Genomic DNA, 20864 nt, shown 5'->3' on the forward strand with positions numbered 1-20864 from the left:
TGGGCGGCTGGTGAGAACGCGACCGTACTGCGCCTGCCGGCCGGAGCGAACGCAGGATTTCGAGTTTGGATATTCGGCTTCCGTCGTTTTCCGCGCGCCCGCCCGCGGCTAAGGTTCGGCCCCATGAGTTCCCAAGTCCTGCGTCGCCCCTCGGCGCCCCCTCACGAGGACGAAGCGCTGCTGGCGCGGCTGTCCGACCGCTTCGCCCAGACCGCGGCCGACCACGATCGAAGCGGCGCCTTCCCGCGCGACAACTTCAGGGCGCTGCACGCGCAGGGGCTGGTGGCGCTGGTCGCGCCCGCCGCGTACGGTGGCGGCGGCGCGTCGCTCGAGGCCGCGCGCCGGGTGCTCGCCGCGGTGGCCTACGGCGAGCCGGCCACCGCGCTGATCCTCACCATGACCTGGCTGCAGCATCACGCCATCGGCCGCACCGACAGCCGCTGGCCCGGCCCCCTGCGCGAGCGCGTGCTGCGCGACGCGGTCGCCGATGGCGCCTTGATCAACGCGCTGCGCGTGGAGCCGGCGCTGGGCTCGCCGGCGCGCGGCGGGCTGCCCGCGACGACCGCCCGGCGCGATGGCGACCGCTGGAAGCTCGACGGCCACAAGCTCTACACGACCGGCATCGAGGGCTTGAGCTGGCTCTCGGTATGGGGCCGCACCGACGATCCGGAGCCGCGCGTCGGCGTCTTCCTGGTTCCGCGCGATGCGCCGGGCATCCGCGTGGTGGCGAGCTGGGACCACCTGGGCCTGCGCGCCTCCGGCAGCCACGAGGTGATCTTCGAGGATGTCGCGATTCCGCTCGACCATGCGGTCGACCTGCGCGCCCCGGCCGAATGGGCGCCCGATGCCGGCAGCCAGACCGACATCGATGCCCATGCCACCCAGCAGGCCTGGATGGTGGTGCTGCTGGGCACGCTCTACGACGCGGTGGCGCGTGCCGCGCGCGACTGGCTGCTCGGCTTTCTCAACCATCGCGCGCCCAGCGGCCTCGGTGCCGCGCTCGCCAGCCTGCCGCGCGTGCAGGAGAGCGTGGGCGAGATCGAGGCCCTGCTGCGCAGCAACCGCGTGCTGCTCGACGCCGCGGCGGCCGAGGTCGACGCCGGCCATGCGCCTTCGGCGACCGCGAGCGGGCTGCTGAAGTACAGCGTCACGAACCAGGCGAGCCGGGCCGTCGAGCTGGCGCTGCAGCTGAGCGGCAACCATGGCCTCGCGCGCCAGAACCCGCTCGAGCGGCACTACCGCGACGTGCTGTGCAGCCGCATCCACACGCCGCAGAACGATGCCATCCTGGTGGCGGCGGGCAAGGGCGCGCTGGCCGCGGCAGCGGCGCCATGAGCGTCGCGCCGCTGCGCGACTTCGTGCTCGCCTTCGGGCGCCTGCTCGATGCAAAGCCGGACGAGGCCGGGATCCTCGCGCAGGGCGGCACGCTGCTGCGCCGGCTGGTGGCGCGCGACGACTGGCTGCCCGAGGCCTTCGCCCAGCCGGACCCCGAGCGCTACCGGCAGTTCCTGCTGCATGCCGACTCGACCGAGCGCTTCTCGGTCGTGAGTTTCGTCTGGGGCCCGGGCCAGGCCACGCCGGTGCATGACCACACGGTGTGGGGCCTCATCGGCATGCTGCGCGGCGCCGAATACAGCCAGGCCTACGTCGAGCGCGACGGCCTGCTGCTGGCGGACGGCGCGCCGCGGCGGCTCGAGCCCGGCGATGTCGAGGCGGTGTCGCCCCGCGTGGGCGACGTGCATCGCGTGCACAACGCCTTCGACGACCGGACGTCGATCAGCATCCACGTCTATGGCGCGAACATCGGCGCCGTGCGGCGCCATACTTACCCCACCGGCGGCGGGCGCAAGCCTTTCGTCTCCGGATACTCGAACACGCTGCTGCCCAATCTCTGGGACCGATCCGAAGAACTCCGTCGTCCATGACCGCAACTTTCCCGACCCTCTCCTTCGCCGCGGTGCGCGCGAGCCTCATCGCCCGCGAGGAGATCGCGCTGCTCGACGTGCGCGAGGAAGACCCGTTCGCGCAGGCGCATCCGCTGTGGGCCGCGAACCTGCCGCTGTCGCGCATCGAGCTCGATGCCTGGCGCCGCATTCCGCGCCGCGACACGCTGATCGCGGTCTACGGCGCGCACGACGGCAGCGACCTCGCGCCGCTGGCGGCGAGCCGGCTCGCGGCGCTCGGCTATACGCGCGTCCATCTGCTCGAAGGCGGGCTCGACGGCTGGCGCAGCGCCGGCGGCGAGCTGTTCCGCGACGTCAACGTGCCGAGCAAGGCCTTCGGCGAACTGGTCGAGCACGAGCGGCATACGCCCTCGCTGTCGGCTGAGGAGGTCAAGGCCCTGATCGATGCCCGCGCCGACGTGGTGGTGCTCGACGCGCGCCGCTTCGACGAGTACCGCACGATGAGCATCCCGACCGCGACCAGCGTGCCCGGTGCGGAGCTGGTGCTGCGGGTGCGCGAGCTCGCCCCCGATCCGGCCACGCAGGTGATCGTCAATTGCGCCGGCCGCACGCGCAGCATCATCGGCACGCAGTCGCTGGTCAACGCCGGCATTCCCAACCCGGTCGCGGCGCTGCGCAACGGCACCATCGGCTGGAAGCTCGCCGGGCAGCTGCTCGACCACGGCGCTTCGCGCGAGGCGCCGGCGCCCGGCGCGGCCCATCGGGCGATCGCGGAGCGCAGCGCGCACGACGTCGCCCGGCGCGCCGGCGTGCGCTGGCTCGCATTCGAGGCGCTGTCGACGCTCGAGGCGCCCGGGCGCAGCGTCTACCGCTTCGACGTCCGCACGCCGCAGGCCTACGAGGCGGGACATCTGCCGGGCTTCGCCAGCGCGCCGGGCGGCCAGCTGGTGCAGGAGACCGACCACCAGGTGCCGGTGCGCGGCGCCCGCATCGTGCTCGCGGACGACGATGGCGTGCGCGCGCCGATGACGGCGTCCTGGCTGGCGCAGATGGGCTGGGAGGTCTATGTGCTGGAGCCGCAGCCCGAGGCGGCGCGCAGCGTTCGCGGCAACGCGGCGGCGCAGCATCCCGAGCCGCCGCCGGCGGCCGAGATCTCGCCGGCCGAACTCGCGCAGGCCCGGCGTGCCGCGCCGGACGGCCTCGCGGTCATCGACCTCACGACCGGCGTCAACCACGCCAAGCGGCACATCCCGGGCGCCTGGTTCGCGATCCGCGCGCAGCTGGCACAGGCCCTGGACACCATCCCGCCCGCGCGCCGCTATGCGCTGACCTGCGGCAGCAGCCTGCTCGCGCGCTTCGCGGCAGCCGACCTTCGCGCGCTGCTCGACGCCCGCCGCAGCGATGCCGAGGTGCTCGTGCTCGCGGGCGGCAACGCCGCCTGGTTCGCGGCCGGCCTGCCGGAGGAGACCGGCTGGCAGCGCGTCGCGACACCGGTGACCGACCGCTACCGCCGGCCCTACGAGGGCACCGACGCAGCGCCTGAAGCGATGCAGGCCTACCTCGACTGGGAGTTCGGCCTGGTGGCGCAACTCGCGGCCGATGGCACGCACGGCTTCCGGGTGCTCTGAGCCGGTCGATGTATCGTGAGGTCCGCGGCGTGCCCCGCCGCCGCCTTCCGAATCCACGGGTCCAGCCACATGAACAGCATCACCATCTATCACAACCCCGCCTGCGGCACGTCCAGGAACGTGCTGGCCCTGATCCGCGACACGGGCGTGGAACCCACCGTCATCGAGTACCTGAAGAACCCGCCCGACCGGGCCACGCTGAAGCGGCTGGCCGCCGCCATGGGCGTGCCGGTGCGCGAGTTGCTGCGCCAGAAGGGAACGCCCTACGATGAACTCGGGCTCGGCGACCCGAAATGGTCGGACGAGCAGCTGATCGACTTCATCCTGGCCCACCCGATTTTGATCAACCGGCCGATCGTCGAGACCCCGCTCGGGACGCGCCTGTGCCGGCCGTCCGAGACGGTGCTCGACATCCTGCCGCAGCCGTAGCGCGGCGGTTTCGGCATCAGCTCGCCGCGCGGCCCTCGGCGCCGGCCGCGGCGGCCGGCACGGCCGGCTGGGCCTGGGTCACGAGCCAGATGCCGTAGCAGACCAGCACCAGCGCGACGCCGTTGCGCCACTCGAGAATGCTCTCGCCGAGGAAGACCGCCGACAGCAGCGCGCCGAACACCGGCACCATGAAGTTGAAGGCCGTGACCAGGCTCACGCGGTTGTACTTGAGCAGCAGGCTCCAGATCGAGATCGCCAGCGAGGACAGCAGCGCCAGGTAGGCCAGCAGCGCCGCCGACGCCGGCGTGAAGCGGCCCAGGCCGCCGCCCATCGCGTAGCCCGCCGCCAGCAGCGCCGCGCCGCCGATCGCCAATTGCCAGCCGGTCATGACGATCGCATCGAGCCCCTGCGAGATGCGCTTGCCGTAGATGCTCGCCGCCGCCAGCACGAAGGCCGCGATGATCACGAAGCCCTCGCCGAGCAGCGTGAAGTCGAACGCGAGCAGGCCCGCTAGCCCGCTGCCGAGATTGACGATCATGACCCCGGCGAAGCCCACGGCGCAGCCCAGCGCCTTGCCGTAGCTGAGCCGGTCGTTGCGGTAGATGAAGTGCGCCAGCAGCACGCTGAAGAAGGTGCCGGTGGCGTTCATGATCGAGCTCTTCACGCCCGTGGTGTGGGCCAGGCCGATGTAGAAGAAGACGTATTGCAGCGTGGTCTGGGTCAGGCCCAGCAGCGCGATCTGGCCCCAGGCCCGGGGCGTGAGCCCGCGCACCGTCTTGCCCGTGAGCGCGGCATAGGCCACCAGGGACAGCCCGGCGATCAGGAAGCGCCAGCCGGCGAACACCAGCTTGGAGGCGATGTCGGCCGGCGCGATGCCGAACAGGGCATAGCCGTTCTTGATCGCCGGGAAGGAACTGCCCCACAACATGCAGCAGAACAGCGCGAGCAGGAAGACGACCTTGCGGTCGGTCAGGAAGGGGTGGGCGGGGGAGGGCAAGCAGGACTCCGAACGGGCACGAGGCGCGAAGGCGCCCCGAAACGGTGCATTTTAGCCTGGTTGTACGATGACATGAGCCGAGAGGGCTTGCGCCTGTCAGTTCAGTCAGAGGAGTGGCGCCTTTTCTGCACGCTTAGTTGTATGACAACTTGCGTGAACCTCGCAGCAGCGCCGGGGCGCGGCGCATAATTTCTCATCCCCACCCTCAGCGGGCACTGACATGGAAAAGCTCGATCAAGCGAAGGTCGTCTCCGTGCTCAACCGGTTGCTCGAAGCCGAGCTGGCCGGGGTGGTGCGCTATACGCACTACTCCTTCCTGGTGTTCGGCTTCAGCCGGATTCCCATCGTCTCGTGGCTGCGCGATCAGGCCAGCGAATCGCTGCTGCACGCGCAGCAGGTCGGCGAGTGGATCACCACGCTCGGCGCCTACCCCTCGCTCGCCATCGGGCCGCTGCTCGATTCGCACCAGCACGACATCGCCGCCATGATGCGCGAATCGCTCGACAGCGAAGCGCGCGCGCTGGCCCTCTATCGCGAGCTGCTGTCGGAGGTGGAAGGCCGCTCGGTGGCACTGGAGGAGTTCGCGCGGCAGATGATCCACGCCGAGGAGCTGCACGCCGCGGACGTCGACAAGATGCTGCGCCGGCCGGGCGATGTCGCGGCGTTCTCGTCCAAGCCGGTGCCCTGAGCCTGCGCTTTTTTCAGAGCAGGCCGGCGGCCTGCGCCGAGTCGAGCACATTGCGGATCAGCTCCCTGACCTGTCCGCCGATGTCCGACGAAGGCGAGGCCACGTAGGTCGTGCTCCACACCATCCGGCCCGTGCGGGCGTCCGTCACGCGCCCGGTGGCTGAAAACCCGGTGCTGCCCCATCCGCCGCCGATGGGCGCGCTGAGACCGATGCCGGCACCGCTGTTGCGCCCGAAGCTGAAGCCGCCGATGCCCACCGACATGCCGGAGCCGGAGGACATCGCCGCGGGCATCAGCGACAGCACGAAGACGAAGTCGGCACCGGCGGCCGAGGCGCCGGCGGCCAACTGGAGGTCTGCCTCGCGGGTGCCCGGATTCGTTGCCGCCGGGGCGACGACCGGGTCGACGCCCCTTGCCGCCAGTGCCCGGGCCAGGTCGTCCTGGCAGGGCTGGCGCATGAGGAGGTCGAAGCTGTCGCAGGCGATGAGGACCTTGCCGCCGCGCAGGATTCCGGAACTCTGCCCCAGTGCCGGGTCGGTCCACTCGCCCCATCGCTGCGGCGCGGAAGTGCATCCGGCCAGCGCGAGCACCGCCAGCGCGGCGATTCGTGGGAGAAGGGACCAGGATGTCATGAGGCTGCCCCCGGGTTTCAGAAGGTCGGATCCTGACGCTCTTCCGGTTGCTGTCGCGCGCCGGAAGGAAAAAGCAGAGCAATCGAGTAGGAAGATGCCGAAGAGATTTCCCGAGCCTCATTGACACGCCTCCTCGCGGGCCCTAGCGTCTGCGCGCGTGAACTCCAAACCCGCCATCAAGCATCCCCGCGTCGATCACCTCGTGGTCGCGGCCCAGACCCTGGCCGAGGGCGTGCGCTGGTGCGAAGCGACCTTCGGCGTTGCGCCCGCCGCCGGGGGAATCCATCCCACCATGGGCACTCACAACGCCCTGTTGAAGATCGCGTCGCCGGCCTTTCCGCGCACCTATCTGGAGATCATCGCGGTCGATCCCCAGGCCGACGCCCGGCAGCGCGGCGGCTCGCGGCGCTGGTTCGACCTGGACGATGCCGCGCTGCAGGCCGCGCTGGCCGCGAACGGGCCGCAGCTGATCCACTTCGTCGCCGAGGTGCCCGACGCCACCGCCGCCGCCGCGGCGCTCGCACTCCTGCGCATCGATCGCGGCGAGGTGGTGGAGGCGTCACGCGACACGCCCGCCGGCCGACTGGCCTGGCACATCACGGTGCGCGGCGACGGCCAGCGGCTGTTCTATGGCGCGCTGCCGACACTGATCCAGTGGGGCTCGGTCCATCCCACCGACGGCATGGCCGAATCCGGGATCGGACTTCGCTCGCTGACCCTGTCGCATGCACGGGCCGGCGTTCTCGGCGAGGCCCTGCGGACCCTCGCGCTGGCGGAGATCCCGGTGGCCATCGGCCCGCCCAACCTGCGCGCGGTCTTCGACACGCCGCGCGGCCCGGTCACCCTCGATTCGCACGGCCTGTGAGCCGGGTCGCCGGCGTCCCTGCGGGGATGGTCTGCCCCAATGGCGCCGGAATCCGAAGCTCCCATAATTTCCGCAGCCCGGAACTTGGGCGTCCGGGCCGACACGCGATCTTCAACTCTGATCGGAGGAAATATGTCCAGACGCATGACCTGGCCTCGGCTGGCCGTACTGATCGGCCTCCCCGTCGCCATCACGGCTTGTACGGCAGTGCAGCAGTCCGCGGGATCCGGCGGGCCGATGGGCTTCTTCGTGACCAGCGTGGGCGCCGGCAAGGGCGCCGACCTGGGAGGGATTGCAGGCGCCGACAAGCATTGCCAGAGCCTGGCCACCGCCGCGGGCGCAGGGGGCAGGACCTGGCGGGCCTACCTGAGCACGCAGGGCAAGGATGGCGTGCCCACGGTGAACGCCCGCGACCGGATCGGCAGCGGGCCCTGGAGCAACGCCAAGGGCGTGGTGGTGGCGCGCGACGTCAACCACCTGCACGGCGCGAACGACATCAACAAGCAGACCGCCTTGAACGAGAAGGGCCTGCCGGTCGAGGGCCGCAGCGACACGCCGAATCGCCATGACATCCTGACCGGTTCGCGCGCCGACGGAACGGCCTTCTCGCCGAACGACACCGACATGACCTGCGGCAACTGGACCCGCAGCAGCACCGAGGGCGTGGCCGTCGTCGGCCACCACGATCGCGCGGGACCGACCACCGATCCCTGGGCCGTGTCGTGGAACTCCTCGCACCAGACCCGTGGCGGCTGCAGCCAGCAGGCGCTGCGCGGCACGGGCGGCGATGGCCTGCTCTACTGCTTCGCGGTGAACTGAGCCGCGGGCGCCGCGGCCGGCAGTGCGGCCCGGCGCCTGCCTCGAACCGGACAAGCGCGATGCTCACGCCGAGGGTCCGTGCCATGGCTGCGGCGCTTTTGCTGGCGGCGGCAGGCGCCCAGGCCGTGGCCGCCGCGGACTTTGCCGCCGAGCGCCGGCGGATGACGCAGGAGATCGATGCGCTGGCGCGCCAGACCCGCGCCGAGACCGGCCGGCCGGCCTTCGACCCCCGCGTGATGACGGTCATGGCCACGGTGCCGCGGCACGAGTTCGTGCCGGCGGAGCAGATCGAGGTCGCGTATGCGAACCGGCCGGTGCCGATCGGCCATGGGCAGACCATCTCGCAGCCCTACATCGTGGCGCTCATGACGGACCTGGCCAAGGCGGAGCCCGGCCACAAGGTGCTCGAGGTCGGAACCGGCTCGGGCTACCAGGCGGCGGTGATGGCGCAGCTGGCGCGCGAGGTCTACAGCATCGAGATCGTCGAGCCGCTCGGGCAGCAGGCCACGCGGCGCCTGCGGCAACTGGGCTACGGCAATGTCCAGGTGCGGCTGGGCGACGGCTACCACGGCTGGGAGGAACAGGCGCCCTTCGACGCCATCCTCGTGACCGCCGCGGCCAGCCATGTTCCGCCGCCGCTGATCCGCCAGCTCAAGCCCGGGGGCCGGATGGTGATCCCGGTGGGCGCGGCGTTCATGGTGCAGCAGCTGATGCTGATCGAGAAGAATCCGGACGGCACGGTGTCGACGCGCCAGATCCTGCCGGTGGCCTTCGTTCCGCTCACCGGCAGGCGCTGAGCCCGGAGCGCCGATGGCCGCCGCGCCGCTGCTCGCCGTGGCCCTGGTGTCGGCGGCGGCGCTGGCCTACGAGATCCTGCTGATGCGGCTGTTCTCGGTCATCCTGTGGCACCACTTCGCCTACATGATCATCAGCCTCGCCTTGCTCGGCTGGGGTGCCAGCGGCGCGCTGCTGACGCTCGCGCACGGCGCGGTGCAGCGGCATTTCGCTGCGCTCTTCTGCGCCGCCGCCGCGGGCTTCGGGCTGGCTGCGATCGGCTGCTTCATGCTGGCGCAGCGGGTGCCGTTCAATCCGCTGGAGATGTTCTGGGACCCGCGCCAGCCGGCATGGCTGCTGGCGGTCTACCTGCTGCTCCTCTTGCCCTTCCTGTGCGCCGGCGCCTGCGTCTGCATGGCCCTGTCGCGCTTTCGGGGCCAGGTGTCGCGCATCTACAGCGTCGACATCCTCGGCGCCGGGGCGGGAAGCCTGGGCATCGTGGCGCTGCTGTTCGTGCTGTCGCCGGCCGACGCGCTGCAGCTGATCGGCGCGCTCGGCTGCGTCGCGGCGGCGGTCGGCTGGATCGAATGCGGCGGTCGCCGGCGCTGGCCGGCACTCGCGCTGCTGGCGTTGGCGGGCCTGCTCTTGCTGCTGCCCTCGGACTGGATGGCGCCCGCGATGTCGCCCTACAAGGAGCTGTCGCAGACCCTGCGCATTCCGGGCACCCGGGTGGTGGCGCAGCGATCGAGCCCGCTGGGCCTCGTCAGCGTGGTCGAGAGCGCGCGCATCCCGCTGCGCCATGCACCCGGCCTGAGCCTCACGGCAGCGACCGAGCCGCCGCCGCAATGGGGCGTGTTCACGGACGGCGAGGGGCTCAACGCACTGACCCGCTTCGACGGCCGGCGCGACAGCCTGGCCCATCTGGACCAGATCAGCTCGGCGCTGCCCTATCACCTGCTGCGCGCGCCGCACGTGCTGGTGCTGGGCGCCGGCGCCGGACAGGACGTGCTGCAGGCGCACTATCACGGCGCACGCCGCATCGATGCGGTGGAGCTGAACCCTCAACTGGTCGAGCTGGTGCGGGGCCCGTTCGCGGCCGCGGCGGGTGGCGTCTACGGGCCGATGGCGCAGGTCCACGTGGCCGAGGCGCGCGGCTTCATCGCGGCCAGCCGGCAGCGCTACGACCTGATCCAGGTCGCGCTGCTCGATTCCTTCAGCGCCTCGTCGGCCGGCCTCTACGCGCTGGCCGAGAACTACCTCTACACGGTCGAGGCCTTGCAGGACGACCTGCGCCACCTGCAGCCCGGGGGGCTGCTCGCGGTCACGCGCTGGGTCACGCTGCCTCCGCGCGATGCACTCAAGCTCTTCGCCGCCGCGGTGGTGGCGCTGGAGCGATCGGGCGTCGGCGACCCCGCTTCGCGGCTGGCGCTGATACGAAGCTGGAAGACCAGCACGCTGCTGGTCAAGAACGGCGCCCTGACCGCGGAGGACATCGCGGCCATCAAGGCCTTCTGCGTCGACCGTTCCTTCGACCTGGCCTTCTACCCCGGCATGCAGCCGGGTGAAGCGAATCGCTTCAACGTGGTCGAGGGGCCGGACCTGTTCGACGGGGCGCAGGCGCTGCTCGGTGCGGGGCGCGGCGAATTCATGGCGCGCTACAAGTTCCACATCGAGCCGGCCACCGACGACAAGCCGCACTTCTTCCACTTCTTCAAGTGGCGCTCGCTGCCCGAACTGCTGGCCTTGAAGGAGCAGGGCGGCCTGCCGCTGCTCGAATGGGGCTATCCGGTGCTGGTGGCCACGCTGCTCCAGGCGCTGGTGGCGAGCCTGCTGCTGATCGGGCTGCCGCTCGCGTGGGTCGCGCGCCCGGGCGCGGGGCACGACGGGTGCATGCCGGGCGGGAACATGCCGGGCGCGCTGTCGCGCCCGCGCGTGCTGGCTTATTTCCTGGCAATCGGATTCGGCTTCATGTTCATCGAGATCGCGTTCATCCAGAAGTTCGTGCTGTTCCTGAGCCATCCGCTGTACGCGATCGCCGTCGTGCTGTTCGCTTTCCTGCTCTTCGCCGGCATCGGCAGCGGCGTCTCCGCTCGGCTGAAGGGATGCCCGGTGGCGGCGGTGGCGGGCGGCATCGCGCTGTCGGCGGCGCTCTGCCTGCTCCTGCTGCCCTGGCTCTTCGCGCACGCGACGGGCTTGCCGGATGCGGCGCGGATCCTGATCGCGGTGGCCCTCATCGCCCCGCTGGCCTTCTTCATGGGCATGCCCTTTCCGCTCGGCCTGGCCCGGGTGGAAGCGGCCGAAGCCCGGCTCGTTCCCTGGGCCTGGGGCATCAATGGCTGCGCCTCGGTCACGGCGGCGGTGCTGGCCACGCTGCTCGCGATCCACATCGGCTTCACCGCCGTGGTCGTCGCGGCGCTGCTGCTGTATGGCGTGGCGGCCGCGGCGGTCCCCGGGCGCGGGCTTGACAGCGCACCGGCTTCGCCGAAGGATGATCCATCGTCCAAGCTTCTTGACCCCAGAGGATGAAACCCGCCGCGATCATGCTTTGGCTCGTCACTGCCTGCGCGATCGCGCTGGCGGCGCCCGCCATGTTCCAGGACAGCCTGCTCTACCACCCCGCCCGCGCGCCGGCCGCCGAGATGGCCTCCGCCGGCCTGGCCGCCTGGCCGGCGGAAGGTGATTTCCGCGGCCTGGTGGCCGAGCCGGCAGGCCCTGCGCGCGCGACGGCGATCGTGTTCCACGGCAATGCCGGGCACGCCGGGCACCGCGCCTACTACGCCGCGATGCTCACCCGCCTCGGGCTGCGCGTGATCCTGGCCGAGTACCCGGCCTACGGACCGCGCGACGGCGCGCTGGGCGAGCGCAGCCTGGTCGACGACGCTGCGCAGACCATCGCGCTGGCGCATCGGCTGCACGGCGCGCCCTTGCTGCTGATCGGCGAATCCCTGGGGGCCGGCGTGGCGGCCGCGGCGGCCGCGAGCCAGCGCGAGCAGGTCGCGGCCCTGATGCTGATCACGCCCTGGGACCGGCTCGAACAGGTCGCGGCCCACCACTATCCGTGGCTGCCGGTCGGCTGGCTGCTGCGCGACCGCTACGACAGCGTCGCCCACCTCGCGCAGATCGGCCGCCCGGTGCTGGTGGCCGTCGCGGAGCGTGACCGCATCGTTCCGGCCCGCTTCGGCACGGCGCTGTACGAGACGCTGCCCGGACCCAAGAAGCTCGAGGTGGTCCGCGCCGCCGACCACAACGACTGGATCCGATATGTCGACGATGGCTGGTGGCGCAGCGCCTTGGGCTTCCTGCTCGGCGAGGCCGCTTCGCGCTGAGGGACCGGGGGCCCCTACCCGAAGGTGAACGCGTAGGCCTGCGCCCCGCTGTCCAGGAACTCGATCTCGAACAGGCGGCTCTTGCTGCCGGCCGATTGGCGCACCAGTTGATAGAGCCGTTCGCCATCGATCGTGCCCCTGCCTTCCGGGTCGGTGTCGAATCCGTGGTCCGCCAGCGGCGCCTTGCCATCGACGCGCACGATGAAGCGCACGGGCTTGCCGTCGGCCGAGGGGCCCAGCACCAGGTGCAGGTCGCGCGCCTGGAAACGATAGGCGATGCGCCCGCCGGCGCGGTTCAGGACCGCGCGTTCGGCTTCCACCGTCCAGTTGCCGCCCAGCGACCATTGGTCGTTGCGAAGCGCCGCGGCGAGCGGGTAGTCGCTGGCGCGATCGCGCGCGATGCCGCCGGGCGAGGCGAAGTCGTGCGTGCGCTGGTGGCCCAGGTAGGTTTCCTGCGATTGCGCCGGCGAGCGGCCCGGCGCGGCCTGCGTGCCGACGCCCTGCGGCGCGACGAAAGTCGACGGCACGCGCGGCTGGCCGGCTTCGGACAGCAGTTGCTGTAGCACCGCCTCGGCCTCCTCGTACTGGTCCTCGCCGAACTGGTGGTGGCGCATCTGCCCTTGCGCATCGATGAAGTAGAAGGCGGGCCATGCCCGGTTGCCGAAGGCGCGCCAGACGGCGAAGTCGTTGTCGAGCGCGACCGGGAAGTCGATGCCAAGGTCCTTCGCGGCCTTGACCACGTTGGCCGTGCGCTTCTCGAACGCGAACTCGGGCGTATGCACGCCGAGCACCACGAGGCCGGCGTCGCGGTACTTCTGCGCCCACGCCCGCAGGTAGGGCACGGTTCGCAGGCAGTTGATGCAGGAGTAGGTCCAGAAGTCGACCAGCACCACCTTGCCGCGCAGAGCTTCGGGCGTCAGCGGCGCGGAGTTGATCCACCCGGTGGCGCCGGTGAGCGGGGGAAAGGGGCCTTCCGGCGCGAGTGCGAGCTGCCGGGCAGGCGGCACCGCCGTCGTCGACGCGGTGCGCACGAGCTCCGGCTTCCCGGCCCCGCTGGCCGCGCCGGGTGCGTTCGACCGGTTCATCTCGATGCGCCGGACCAGCGACTGCTCCAGCGCCGTGGTGGACCCGAGCGAGATCCGGCTCAGCACCTCGGTGTCGAGGCCGAGCGCGATCGTGCCGACCCCGGCCAGCACCGCCGCACCCGCGACCCGCCTGACCATGACGCCGGCCGAAAGCGTGCCCTTCAGCAGCGCGAAGAGGCGCCCCCCGAAGAGCAGCGCCACCGCCAGCGAGGTGCATGCGCCTGCGGCGTAGGCCAGCAGCAGCACCGAGGTGCCGGCGCTCGCGCCGTTGAGCGCCGCGCTGGTCAGGATCAGGCCGAGGATCGGCCCGGCGCAGGGCGCCCACAGCATGCCGGTCGCGATGCCCAGCAGCAGCGGCGAGAGCGCCGCGAAGCGCGCCGGACGCGCTGCCGAAGCCGACTCGGCGAGCCGATTGCCGAGCGCCACGAAGGGCTGGCTCAGCCGGTCGGCCAGCGACGGAACGAGCATCGTGATGCCGAACACGGCGAGCATCGCGATCGCGGCGTAGCGCCCGTACTGGTTGAGCCCGACCACCCAGCCGCCGCCCACGGCCGCCAGCGTCGCGACGGCGGCGAATGCCACCGCCATGCCCGCCAGCATCGGCAGGCCATGCGAGACGAACGGCCGGTCGGCGCGCGCGAACACGAAGGGCAGCACCGGCAGCACGCAGGGGCTCAGGATGGTGAGCACGCCGCCCAGGTAGGCAACGAGGGGGATGAGCAGGATCGACACGGGGGTTCCTTGGTACGGGCTTGAGCGACAGGACCCATTGGATTCCCCGCATGTATGCGGCATGTGTCGACGCCGGGGCCTTTTGGTATGGCCGTGTACCTTGCATCCGCCAGATACATTGGAATACGAGGCGGCCGCCGGCGCTGGCGGGATTCAGTCCGCGGTCGTTGCGGGCCGTGTGCTCAGGGTCAAGCGCGCCTCGAGCCCGCCTTCGCTGCGGTTGTGAAGGCTCAGCTCGGCAGCCATGGCGCTGGCGAGCTGGTGCGCGATCGCCAGTCCCAGGCCGGTGCCGCCGGTGCTGCGGTTGCGCGAGCCCTCGACGCGGTAGAAGGGCTTGAGCACCGCCTCCAGCTGGTCGGGCGGGATGCCCGGCCCGTCGTCGAGAACCGAGACCGTGAGACGGTCCTCGTCGCGCCGCACCCGGATGCGCACTTCGCTGCCGAACTTCAGTGCGTTGTCGACCAGGTTGGCCAGGATGCGGCGCAGTGCGTTGGGCCGCGTCACCATGGGCTCGTCGATCCGCCCCTCGAGATGCACCGGCTGGCCCGCATCCCCGTAGTCCGCCACCATGCTCTCGAACAGCGCATCGGCATCGATCCGGCACGGCGGCTCCTGGGTCCCGTGCAGGGTGCGCGCATAGGTCACGCCTTCGCGCACCAGCGCGTTCATCTCGTCGAGGTCGTGCCTGAACTTGAGCCTGTCCCTCTCGTTGTCCATCAGGTCGGTGCGCAGGCGCATGCGGGTGATGGGCGTCTGCAGGTCGTGCGAGATGGCGGCGAGGATCTCGACCCGCTCGGCCATGTAGCCGGCGATCCTGCCCTGCATCGCGTTGAAGGCGCGGGCCGCGTGCGCGACCTCGGTGGGTCCCTCTTCGGCCAGGGTCCGGCCCTTCAGGTCGGGCCCGAGCTCGTCGGCCGCCGAGGCGAGCCGCGCCAGCGGCCGCGTGACCAGGCGCACCGCGAACCACGCGCAGCAGGCCAGCACCGCGAGCTGAAGCCCCAGCACCCACATGACCCAGTCGGACACCGGCATGCCGACGCGCCGCGCGGCGACGATCACCGGGCTTCCGTCCGACAGCCTGACCTGCATCCGAAGGCTGTCCGGCGCATCGTCGGCCTGGGCCACCTGCGCGACCTCGAAGGGCCGCAGCGCACCGGCGATCGCGGCGGCGAAGGCCTGCGACGAGGGCGACGCGGGCGGCGCACCCGTGACGCTGCCGCCCAGCATGAAGCGGTAGTTGCGGCGCTCCAGCCGGTCCAGCCAGCCGGCGCGCTCGGCCGCGGGAAGCCGGTCGAGGATCGCGATCGAGCTCGCGATGTCGCGCTCGATGCCGGCCATCATGAGTTCGCGCATCGCGATGCCGCGCTCGTAGCGTATCGCGGCGAAGGTGAGCGCCTGCGCGATCGCCAGGCCGATCACGATGATCAGCGTCACGCGCGCGAACAGCGAGCGCGGCAGCAGCCTGCGCCAGCCGCTGCCGGTGGCGCCCGGTGCCGCGCCGGCCGGGTCCGCGGAGCGAAGCGCGATCTCCGGGGCGAGGCTGGCAGGGTGGCTTGTCGGAGGGGTCATGGCATGGTTTATAGACCGCCGCGGGCCGCCGGGAGCGCGGCGCGCAACGAATTGTGGCGCGCGTCGCTGCCGGATACGCAGGCATACAAAGCCCGACCCGCCTGCCGGCGGAGGATTTACATTTCTGGCCATGAACACACGTCCTGCCGATCACGTCCTCATCGTCGACGACGATCGCGAGATCCGCGAGCTGCTCACCACCTACCTGGTCAAGAACGGCCTGCGCGTGACGTCGGTGCCGACCGGCCGGCACATGCGCGCCGCGCTCGAGTCGTCGGGCCCGTTCGACCTGATCATTCTCGATCTGATGCTGCCGGGCGAAGACGGCCTCACGCTGTGCCGCGACCTGCGCACCGGCAAGTACAAGGCCACGCCGATCCTGATGCTCACGGCCCGAAGCGAGGAGGCCGACCGCATCCTCGGCCTCGAGATGGGCGCCGACGACTACCTGGCCAAGCCCTTTTCGGCGCGCGAGCTGCTCGCGCGCATCCGCGCCGTGATGCGCCGCACCCGCATGCTGCCGCCGAACATGCTGTCGACCGAAACGGCGACCATGCTGGCTTTCGGCGACTGGCGCGTCGACACCACCGCGCGCCACCTGATCGACGACAGCGGCACGATGGTGGCGCTCAGCGGCGCGGAGTACCGGCTGCTGCGCGTCTTTCTCGATCACCCCCAGGTCGTGCTGAGCCGCGACCAGCTCCTGAACCTCACGCAGGGCCGCGAGGCGGAGTTGTTCGAGCGCTCGATCGACCTGCTCGTGAGCCGCTTGCGCCAGCGCCTGCGCGACGACGCGCGCGAGCCTCGTTACCTCAAGACCGTGCGCAGCGAAGGCTACGTCTTCGCCTCGACCGTGGAAGCGCGCGACTGAGCGGCGTCGAGCGGCCGTCGCCGCCGCGCCGTTCTCAACGCGCCAGGCTGTCCTTCCTCGCGCGCGACAGCGTGGCCATCGGGCTCTCTCCGAATCGGGCCTTGTAGTGGGCGCTGAAGCGCCCGAGGTGAAAGAAGCCGTGCCGCAGCGCGAGCTCGGTGACGGTGGTCGATGCATCCGCCTGCAGCAGCGCCTGCCTCACGCGCTCGGTGCGCACCTGGCGCAGGAAGCCCATCGGCGTGGTGTTGCGGCAGGCCTGGAATCCCGCCTGCAGCGCCCGGATGCTCACGCCCAGGCTGCGCGCGACCTCGGCCACGGTCAGGGGCTGGTCGGCATGTTCCTGGATATAGCGCTCGGCCTGCCGCACCAGGCGCGGCGGCAGCGAGGTCGGCGGGCTCGCCAGCTCGTCGCTGTAGTTGTGGGGGTGCTGCTGCAGCAGGACGGTCAGCAGGAACTCCTCCAGCGAAGCCTCTGCCGCGGCCGACAGCGCCTCCGAGCCCCCGCCCTCGAGCAAGGCCAGGGTCGAACTCCAGGTCCGTTCGAGGGCGCTGGAGAAGGGCGCCAGCTCGAAGCGGAGCGTCTCCTCGAGCGGATGGCCGATCCAGCGGCTGCACAGGGCCTCGAGCTTCTGCTTGTCGGGCTTGACCGTGGTCTGCGAGAAGTCGGCGCCGAAGTCGAATTCGGTGCCCACGTTGGGCGACACCGGCACCGTGCCGCCGGGCGTCCAGCTCGCCTGGCGCCGCCCCTGCCGCACGCTGCCCTGTCCGCCGGTGCTGCGCATGATCAGGAACAGGTCGGGGAAGCGTCCCGCATCGACGATCACGGGGGCGCCGTAGCGCAGCCGCACCACCGGCTGGCGCGCCGAGCCCGAGATGTCGAGCGTGGTGTCGATGCTGCGCGCCCGCGCATGGAGCTGGAGCTGATGCTGGCAATAGACCTGTCCGACGGTCTCGATCGCTTCGTCGAGATCGCGGGTATGGGTGTGATCCGCTGCCATGGGGCGCTCCTTTCCTGACGCTTCTTCCAACAAGCCTACCCGCATGCAGTGTTCATGCCATCGCGCCGGCGGGCGGCAGCGCGCATCCTGTGTCGGGCCGCCGTTCATCGCGATCAGGGAAAACCCCCGGCCGGCTGCTGCGCAAAGCGGATGGCCGTGCGCACATCGGATAGCCCTGCGCGGGGCCGGACCGAAGAATGACCGCACCGGCTCCCATCGGCGCCCGGCTCTTTCATCCGACCCATGCAGGACATCGACATGAGCAACGAACCAGACATCGATCCCCGGATCGACTCGCACTACGGTGCATTCATCGGCGGCACTTTCCGGCCGGCGAACGGGCCGACCTTCGCCGCGGTCAACGCCGCGACCGGCGCCCACCTGGCGTCCATCGCCCGCTGCGGGGCGGCGGAGATCGACGATGCGGTGAAGGCGGCGCGCGCGGCACTGCCGGGCTGGCGCGCGACCTCCTACGAGGAACGCTCGGCGATGCTGCTGAAGCTGGCCGACGCGCTGGCCGCCGACATGCCGAGGCTGGCCCTGGTCGACGCCCTGGACATCGGCCGGCGGCTTTCCGAGACGACCCTGGACCACATGATCGCCAATGCGCAGTACCGCTACTTCGCCGGCGCCGTGCTCACGCACGAGGGCTTCGGGCGGCCGATCCCGAACGGCTACATGCTGGCCAAGCGCGAGCCCATCGGCGTCTGCGGGCAGATCATTCCCTGGAACGTGCCGGCGATCATGGTGGCCTTCAAGCTGGCGCCGGCACTGGCCGCGGGCAACACGGTGGTGCTGAAGCCGGACGAGAACGCATCGCTGTCGACGCTCGAGCTGGCCAGGCACATCGCCGCCATCTTCCCGCCCGGCGTGGTCAACATCGTGCCGGGCACCGGCGAGGAAGCGGGTGCCGCGCTCACCGCCCATCCGGGCGTCAACAAGCTCGCCTTCACCGGCAGCAGCGAGGTCGGCCGGCTGGTGTCGGTGGCCGGCGCCCAGCGGCTGGTGCCGGTGTCGCTGGAGCTGGGCGGCAAGAGCCCGAACATCGTCTTTCCCGACATCGAGAACATCGAGGCGGTGGTGGACAACGCGGTGTTCGCCGCCATGTACTGCAACGGCCAGTCGTGCCTGGCGGGCACGCGGCTGTTCGTCCATGACGCGATCTACGACCGCTTCCTCGAACAGCTGGCCGAGGCGACGCGCAGACTCAAGGTCGGCGGCCCGCTCGACGGCTCGGCGAAGCTCAGCGGCCTGGTCTCCGAAAAGCAGGGCCGGCGGGTTCTGGACTACATCGACATCGCCAAGGGCGAGGGCGCGAGGCTGGTCGCGGGCGGCAAGCGCGTCGCGGTCGAGGGCAGCGAGTACGGGCATTTCATCGCGCCCACCGTCTTCGAGGCCAGCAACAGCATGCGCATCGCGCAAGAGGAGGTGTTCGGCCCGGTGCTCTCGGTGATCCGCTGGAACGACCACGAAACCATGTTGCGCGAGGCCAATGACGTGCGCTATGGTCTGGCCGCGGGGCTCTACACCAGCAACCTGCGCAATGCCATGGAGACCGCCGACCGGCTGGAGGCCGGCTCGGTGTGGATCAACCACTACTTCAACCTCGCCAGCGGTTCGCCGTTCGGCGGCTTCAAGGAGAGCGGCATCGGCAGCGAGTACTGCCGCGAGACGCTCAACATGTACTCCCACCTCAAGGCGATCACCGTGCAGACCCAGGTGAACCCGCCCTGGTTCGTGGGCTGACGCCAAGGAGAACGCAATGAAGACCACGACGCAGGCGCAGCGGTCCGCGCAACTCGAACTGCTGGAGGCGCAGCTGATGGCGGGCAGGCTCGATCGCCGCCGCTTCATCCGGCTGGCGGGCGCCCTCGGCACCACCGGGCTGGCCGCCATCACCATGGCCGACAAGGCGCTCGCCATCGGTGCCAACCAGGCCGAACTGCGGCGCGAACTCAAGCCGCGATACGACTACATCGTCTGCGGCGCCGGCTCCTCGGGCTCGGTGGTGGCGCGGCGGCTGGCGGAAGATCCCGGCGTGCAGGTGCTGCTGCTGGAGGCCGGCGGCGCGGCGGATGCGCCCAGCATCCTGAACCCGGCCGTCTGGTACACGAACATCGGCGGGCCCTTCGACTGGGGCTTCAAGACCATGCCGCGGCCCGGGCTCAACAACCGGTCCATCGCCATGCCCATGGGCAAAGCCATCGGCGGGGGCAGCAGCATCAACGCCACCGTGTGGGCGCGCGGCCACAAGCACGACTACGACCACTGGGCGCGGGCGAGCGGCGACGAGGCCTGGGGCTACCGGCACGTGCTGGAGATCTACAAGCGCATCGAGGACTGGCAGGGCGAACCCGATCCGGCGCGCCGCGGCAAGGGCGGCCTGGTCTTCATGCAGCCGGCGCCGGACCCGAGCCCGCTGGCTCCCGCGATGGTGCAGGCCTGCGCCTCGGTGGGCATCCCTGCCTTCGCGGACCACAACGGCGCGATGATGGAAGGCCCCGGCGGCGCTGCCATCGCCAACCTCTGCGTCAAGGATGGACAGCGCCGCAACGTGCCTTCGCACTACCTGTACCCGATCATGGACCAGGCCAACCTGACCATCCTGACCCAGGCGCTGGTGCACAAGCTCACGCTCGACGGCAAGAAGGTGACCGGCGTCGAGGTCGAGTGGGACGGCCAGGTCCGCAAGATCGGCGCCGCGCGCGAAGTGGTGCTGTCGGCCGGCGCCATCAACACGCCCCGGATCCTGATGCTCTCGGGCATCGGGGACGCGACCGAACTCAAGCGCCTCGGCGTGCCGGTGGTGGCCAACCTGCCGGGGGTCGGCCGCAACTTCCAGGACCACACCATGGTCGCGGCCTGCATGTGGGAGCCGCCCGAGGGCCTGCCGCCGCGCAACAATTCGGCCGAGGCGACCTTCTTCTGGAAGAGCGACCCGAAGCTCGCCACGCCGGACATGCAGCCCTTCCAGATCGAGATTCCGTTCTCGTCGGAGCTCACCTCCAAGCGCGCCGTGCCGACCGCCTGGACCATCGGTCCGGGCATCGTGCGGCCCGAGAGCCGGGGCCATCTGCGCCTGAAGTCGAGCAACCCGCGCGACGAGGTCGAGATCCATGCCAAGGTGCTCGAGCATCCGCAGGACATGGCGGCGATGCGCAAGGCGGTCGAGCTGTGCCGCGAGATCGGCAATGCGCCGCCGATGAAGGCCTATGTGAAGCGCGAGGTCATGCCCGGCCCGATCAAGGGCAAGGAGCTCGACAACTTCATCCGCGACGCGGCGGTGTCCTATTTCCACGCCACCTGCACCGCGAAGATGGGGACCGACAAGATGTCGGTCGTGGACGCCAGGCTGCGGGTCTACGGCATCGAGAACCTTCGCATCGCCGACGGATCGATCATGCCGCGCATCACGACCGGCAACACGATGGCGCCCTGCGTGATCATCGGCGAGCGGCTGGGCGAGATCCTGCGGGCGGGCTGAGCCCGGCAGCGGCCGCGCTTCGCCTCCTGCCGCGACCGCGCGGGACGTATTCCTGCCGGTTATGG

The 20864-nt window shown here is 70.8% G+C and carries 17 protein-coding genes and 1 pseudogene; 13 read left to right on the forward strand and 5 right to left on the reverse strand.

Features of this window, described 5'->3' with window-relative positions:
- The first annotated feature begins 123 nt into the window (after positions 1–123).
- The 4 genes and pseudogenes from QTI45_RS15845 to arsC form a co-directional block, all read left to right on the forward strand.
- Positions 124–1335: an acyl-CoA dehydrogenase family protein gene (locus QTI45_RS15845; protein WP_286655063.1), complete on the forward strand. Its 1212-nt coding sequence runs from the start codon at positions 124–126 to the stop codon at positions 1333–1335.
- On the forward strand, positions 1332–1925 hold the full coding sequence (locus tag QTI45_RS15850) for a cysteine dioxygenase family protein (RefSeq protein WP_286655064.1): 594 nt from the start codon (positions 1332–1334) through the stop codon (positions 1923–1925). Before QTI45_RS15845 ends, QTI45_RS15850 begins: the two co-directional genes overlap by 4 nt.
- The gene (locus QTI45_RS15855) at positions 1922–3532 is read left to right on the forward strand and encodes a rhodanese-related sulfurtransferase (RefSeq protein ID WP_286655065.1); all 1611 of its coding nucleotides are present in this window, start codon (positions 1922–1924) and stop codon (positions 3530–3532) included. The genes QTI45_RS15850 and QTI45_RS15855 overlap by 4 nt, the downstream gene beginning before the upstream one ends.
- 69 nt (positions 3533–3601) lie before the next feature.
- Positions 3602–3958, forward strand: a pseudogene (gene arsC / locus QTI45_RS15860) (arsenate reductase (glutaredoxin)); the annotation flags it as partial.
- Positions 3959–3977: 19 nt separating this feature from the next.
- Here the strand turns inward: arsC and QTI45_RS15865 are convergent.
- Positions 3978–4958, reverse strand: a complete 981-nt coding sequence (locus QTI45_RS15865; RefSeq protein ID WP_286655066.1) for a DMT family transporter — start codon at positions 4956–4958, stop codon at positions 3978–3980.
- A gap of 220 nt (positions 4959–5178) precedes the next feature.
- Here QTI45_RS15865 and QTI45_RS15870 point away from each other — a divergent pair, with 220 nt between their 5' ends.
- Positions 5179–5646, forward strand: coding sequence for a ferritin-like domain-containing protein (locus QTI45_RS15870; protein ID WP_286370608.1), 468 nt, complete (start codon positions 5179–5181; stop codon positions 5644–5646).
- 13 nt (positions 5647–5659) lie between these two features.
- Here the strand turns inward: QTI45_RS15870 and QTI45_RS15875 are convergent, their stop codons facing one another.
- Positions 5660–6277 carry a hypothetical protein gene (locus tag QTI45_RS15875; protein WP_286655067.1) on the reverse strand — a complete coding sequence of 206 codons (618 nt, stop codon included), beginning with the start codon at positions 6275–6277 and terminating at the stop codon, positions 5660–5662.
- A gap of 157 nt (positions 6278–6434) precedes the next feature.
- On the opposite strand from QTI45_RS15875, the gene QTI45_RS15880 reads away from it, so the two are divergent.
- The 5 genes from QTI45_RS15880 (at position 6435) to QTI45_RS15900 (ending at position 12061) form a co-directional block, all read left to right on the forward strand.
- Positions 6435–7142: a VOC family protein gene (locus tag QTI45_RS15880; protein WP_286655068.1), complete on the forward strand. Its 708-nt coding sequence runs from the start codon at positions 6435–6437 to the stop codon at positions 7140–7142.
- Between the two features lie 132 nt (positions 7143–7274).
- On the forward strand, positions 7275–7961 hold the full coding sequence (locus tag QTI45_RS15885) for a hypothetical protein (protein ID WP_444813283.1): 687 nt from the start codon (positions 7275–7277) through the stop codon (positions 7959–7961).
- Positions 7962–8044: 83 nt separating this feature from the next.
- Positions 8045–8758 (forward strand): protein-L-isoaspartate(D-aspartate) O-methyltransferase, encoded by a 714-nt coding sequence (locus tag QTI45_RS15890; RefSeq protein WP_286370605.1) that lies wholly within the window; start codon positions 8045–8047, stop codon positions 8756–8758.
- Positions 8759–8771: 13 nt separating this feature from the next.
- Positions 8772–11261, forward strand: a complete 2490-nt coding sequence (locus QTI45_RS15895) for a spermine/spermidine synthase domain-containing protein (protein WP_286655069.1) — start codon at positions 8772–8774, stop codon at positions 11259–11261.
- Complete coding sequence (locus tag QTI45_RS15900) at positions 11258–12061, forward strand: alpha/beta hydrolase (protein WP_444813284.1); 804 nt, start codon at positions 11258–11260, stop codon at positions 12059–12061. Before QTI45_RS15895 ends, QTI45_RS15900 begins: the two co-directional genes overlap by 4 nt.
- Before the next feature lie 14 nt (positions 12062–12075).
- Here QTI45_RS15900 and QTI45_RS15905 read toward each other — a convergent pair whose 3' ends face one another.
- Both QTI45_RS15905 and QTI45_RS15910 read right to left on the reverse strand, forming a co-directional pair.
- Entirely contained in the window at positions 12076–13869 is a 1794-nt protein-coding gene (locus QTI45_RS15905; protein ID WP_286655140.1) for a cytochrome c biogenesis protein DipZ, read from the reverse strand.
- Positions 13870–14031: 162 nt separating this feature from the next.
- On the reverse strand, positions 14032–15447 hold the full coding sequence (locus QTI45_RS15910; RefSeq protein ID WP_286655071.1) for an ATP-binding protein: 1416 nt from the start codon (positions 15445–15447) through the stop codon (positions 14032–14034).
- A 130-nt stretch (positions 15448–15577) separates the two neighbouring features.
- On the opposite strand from QTI45_RS15910, the gene QTI45_RS15915 reads away from it, so the two are divergent.
- Positions 15578–16318: a response regulator gene (locus QTI45_RS15915; RefSeq protein WP_286370601.1), complete on the forward strand. Its 741-nt coding sequence runs from the start codon at positions 15578–15580 to the stop codon at positions 16316–16318.
- Between the two features lie 34 nt (positions 16319–16352).
- Here the strand turns inward: QTI45_RS15915 and QTI45_RS15920 are convergent, their stop codons facing one another.
- Entirely contained in the window at positions 16353–17315 is a 963-nt protein-coding gene (locus tag QTI45_RS15920; RefSeq protein WP_286655072.1) for an AraC family transcriptional regulator, read from the reverse strand.
- Between the two features lie 258 nt (positions 17316–17573).
- Between QTI45_RS15920 and QTI45_RS15925 the strand changes: the two genes are divergently transcribed.
- Both QTI45_RS15925 and QTI45_RS15930 read left to right on the forward strand, forming a co-directional pair.
- Entirely contained in the window at positions 17574–19061 is a 1488-nt protein-coding gene (locus tag QTI45_RS15925) for an aldehyde dehydrogenase family protein (RefSeq protein ID WP_286370599.1), read from the forward strand.
- A gap of 16 nt (positions 19062–19077) precedes the next feature.
- Entirely contained in the window at positions 19078–20799 is a 1722-nt protein-coding gene (locus QTI45_RS15930; protein WP_286655073.1) for a GMC family oxidoreductase N-terminal domain-containing protein, read from the forward strand.
- Positions 20800–20864 lie beyond the last annotated feature (65 nt).

This window comes from Variovorax saccharolyticus (assembly GCF_030316765.1).
In the GTDB taxonomy this organism is placed as follows: Bacteria; Pseudomonadota; Gammaproteobacteria; order Burkholderiales; family Burkholderiaceae_C; genus Variovorax; species Variovorax saccharolyticus.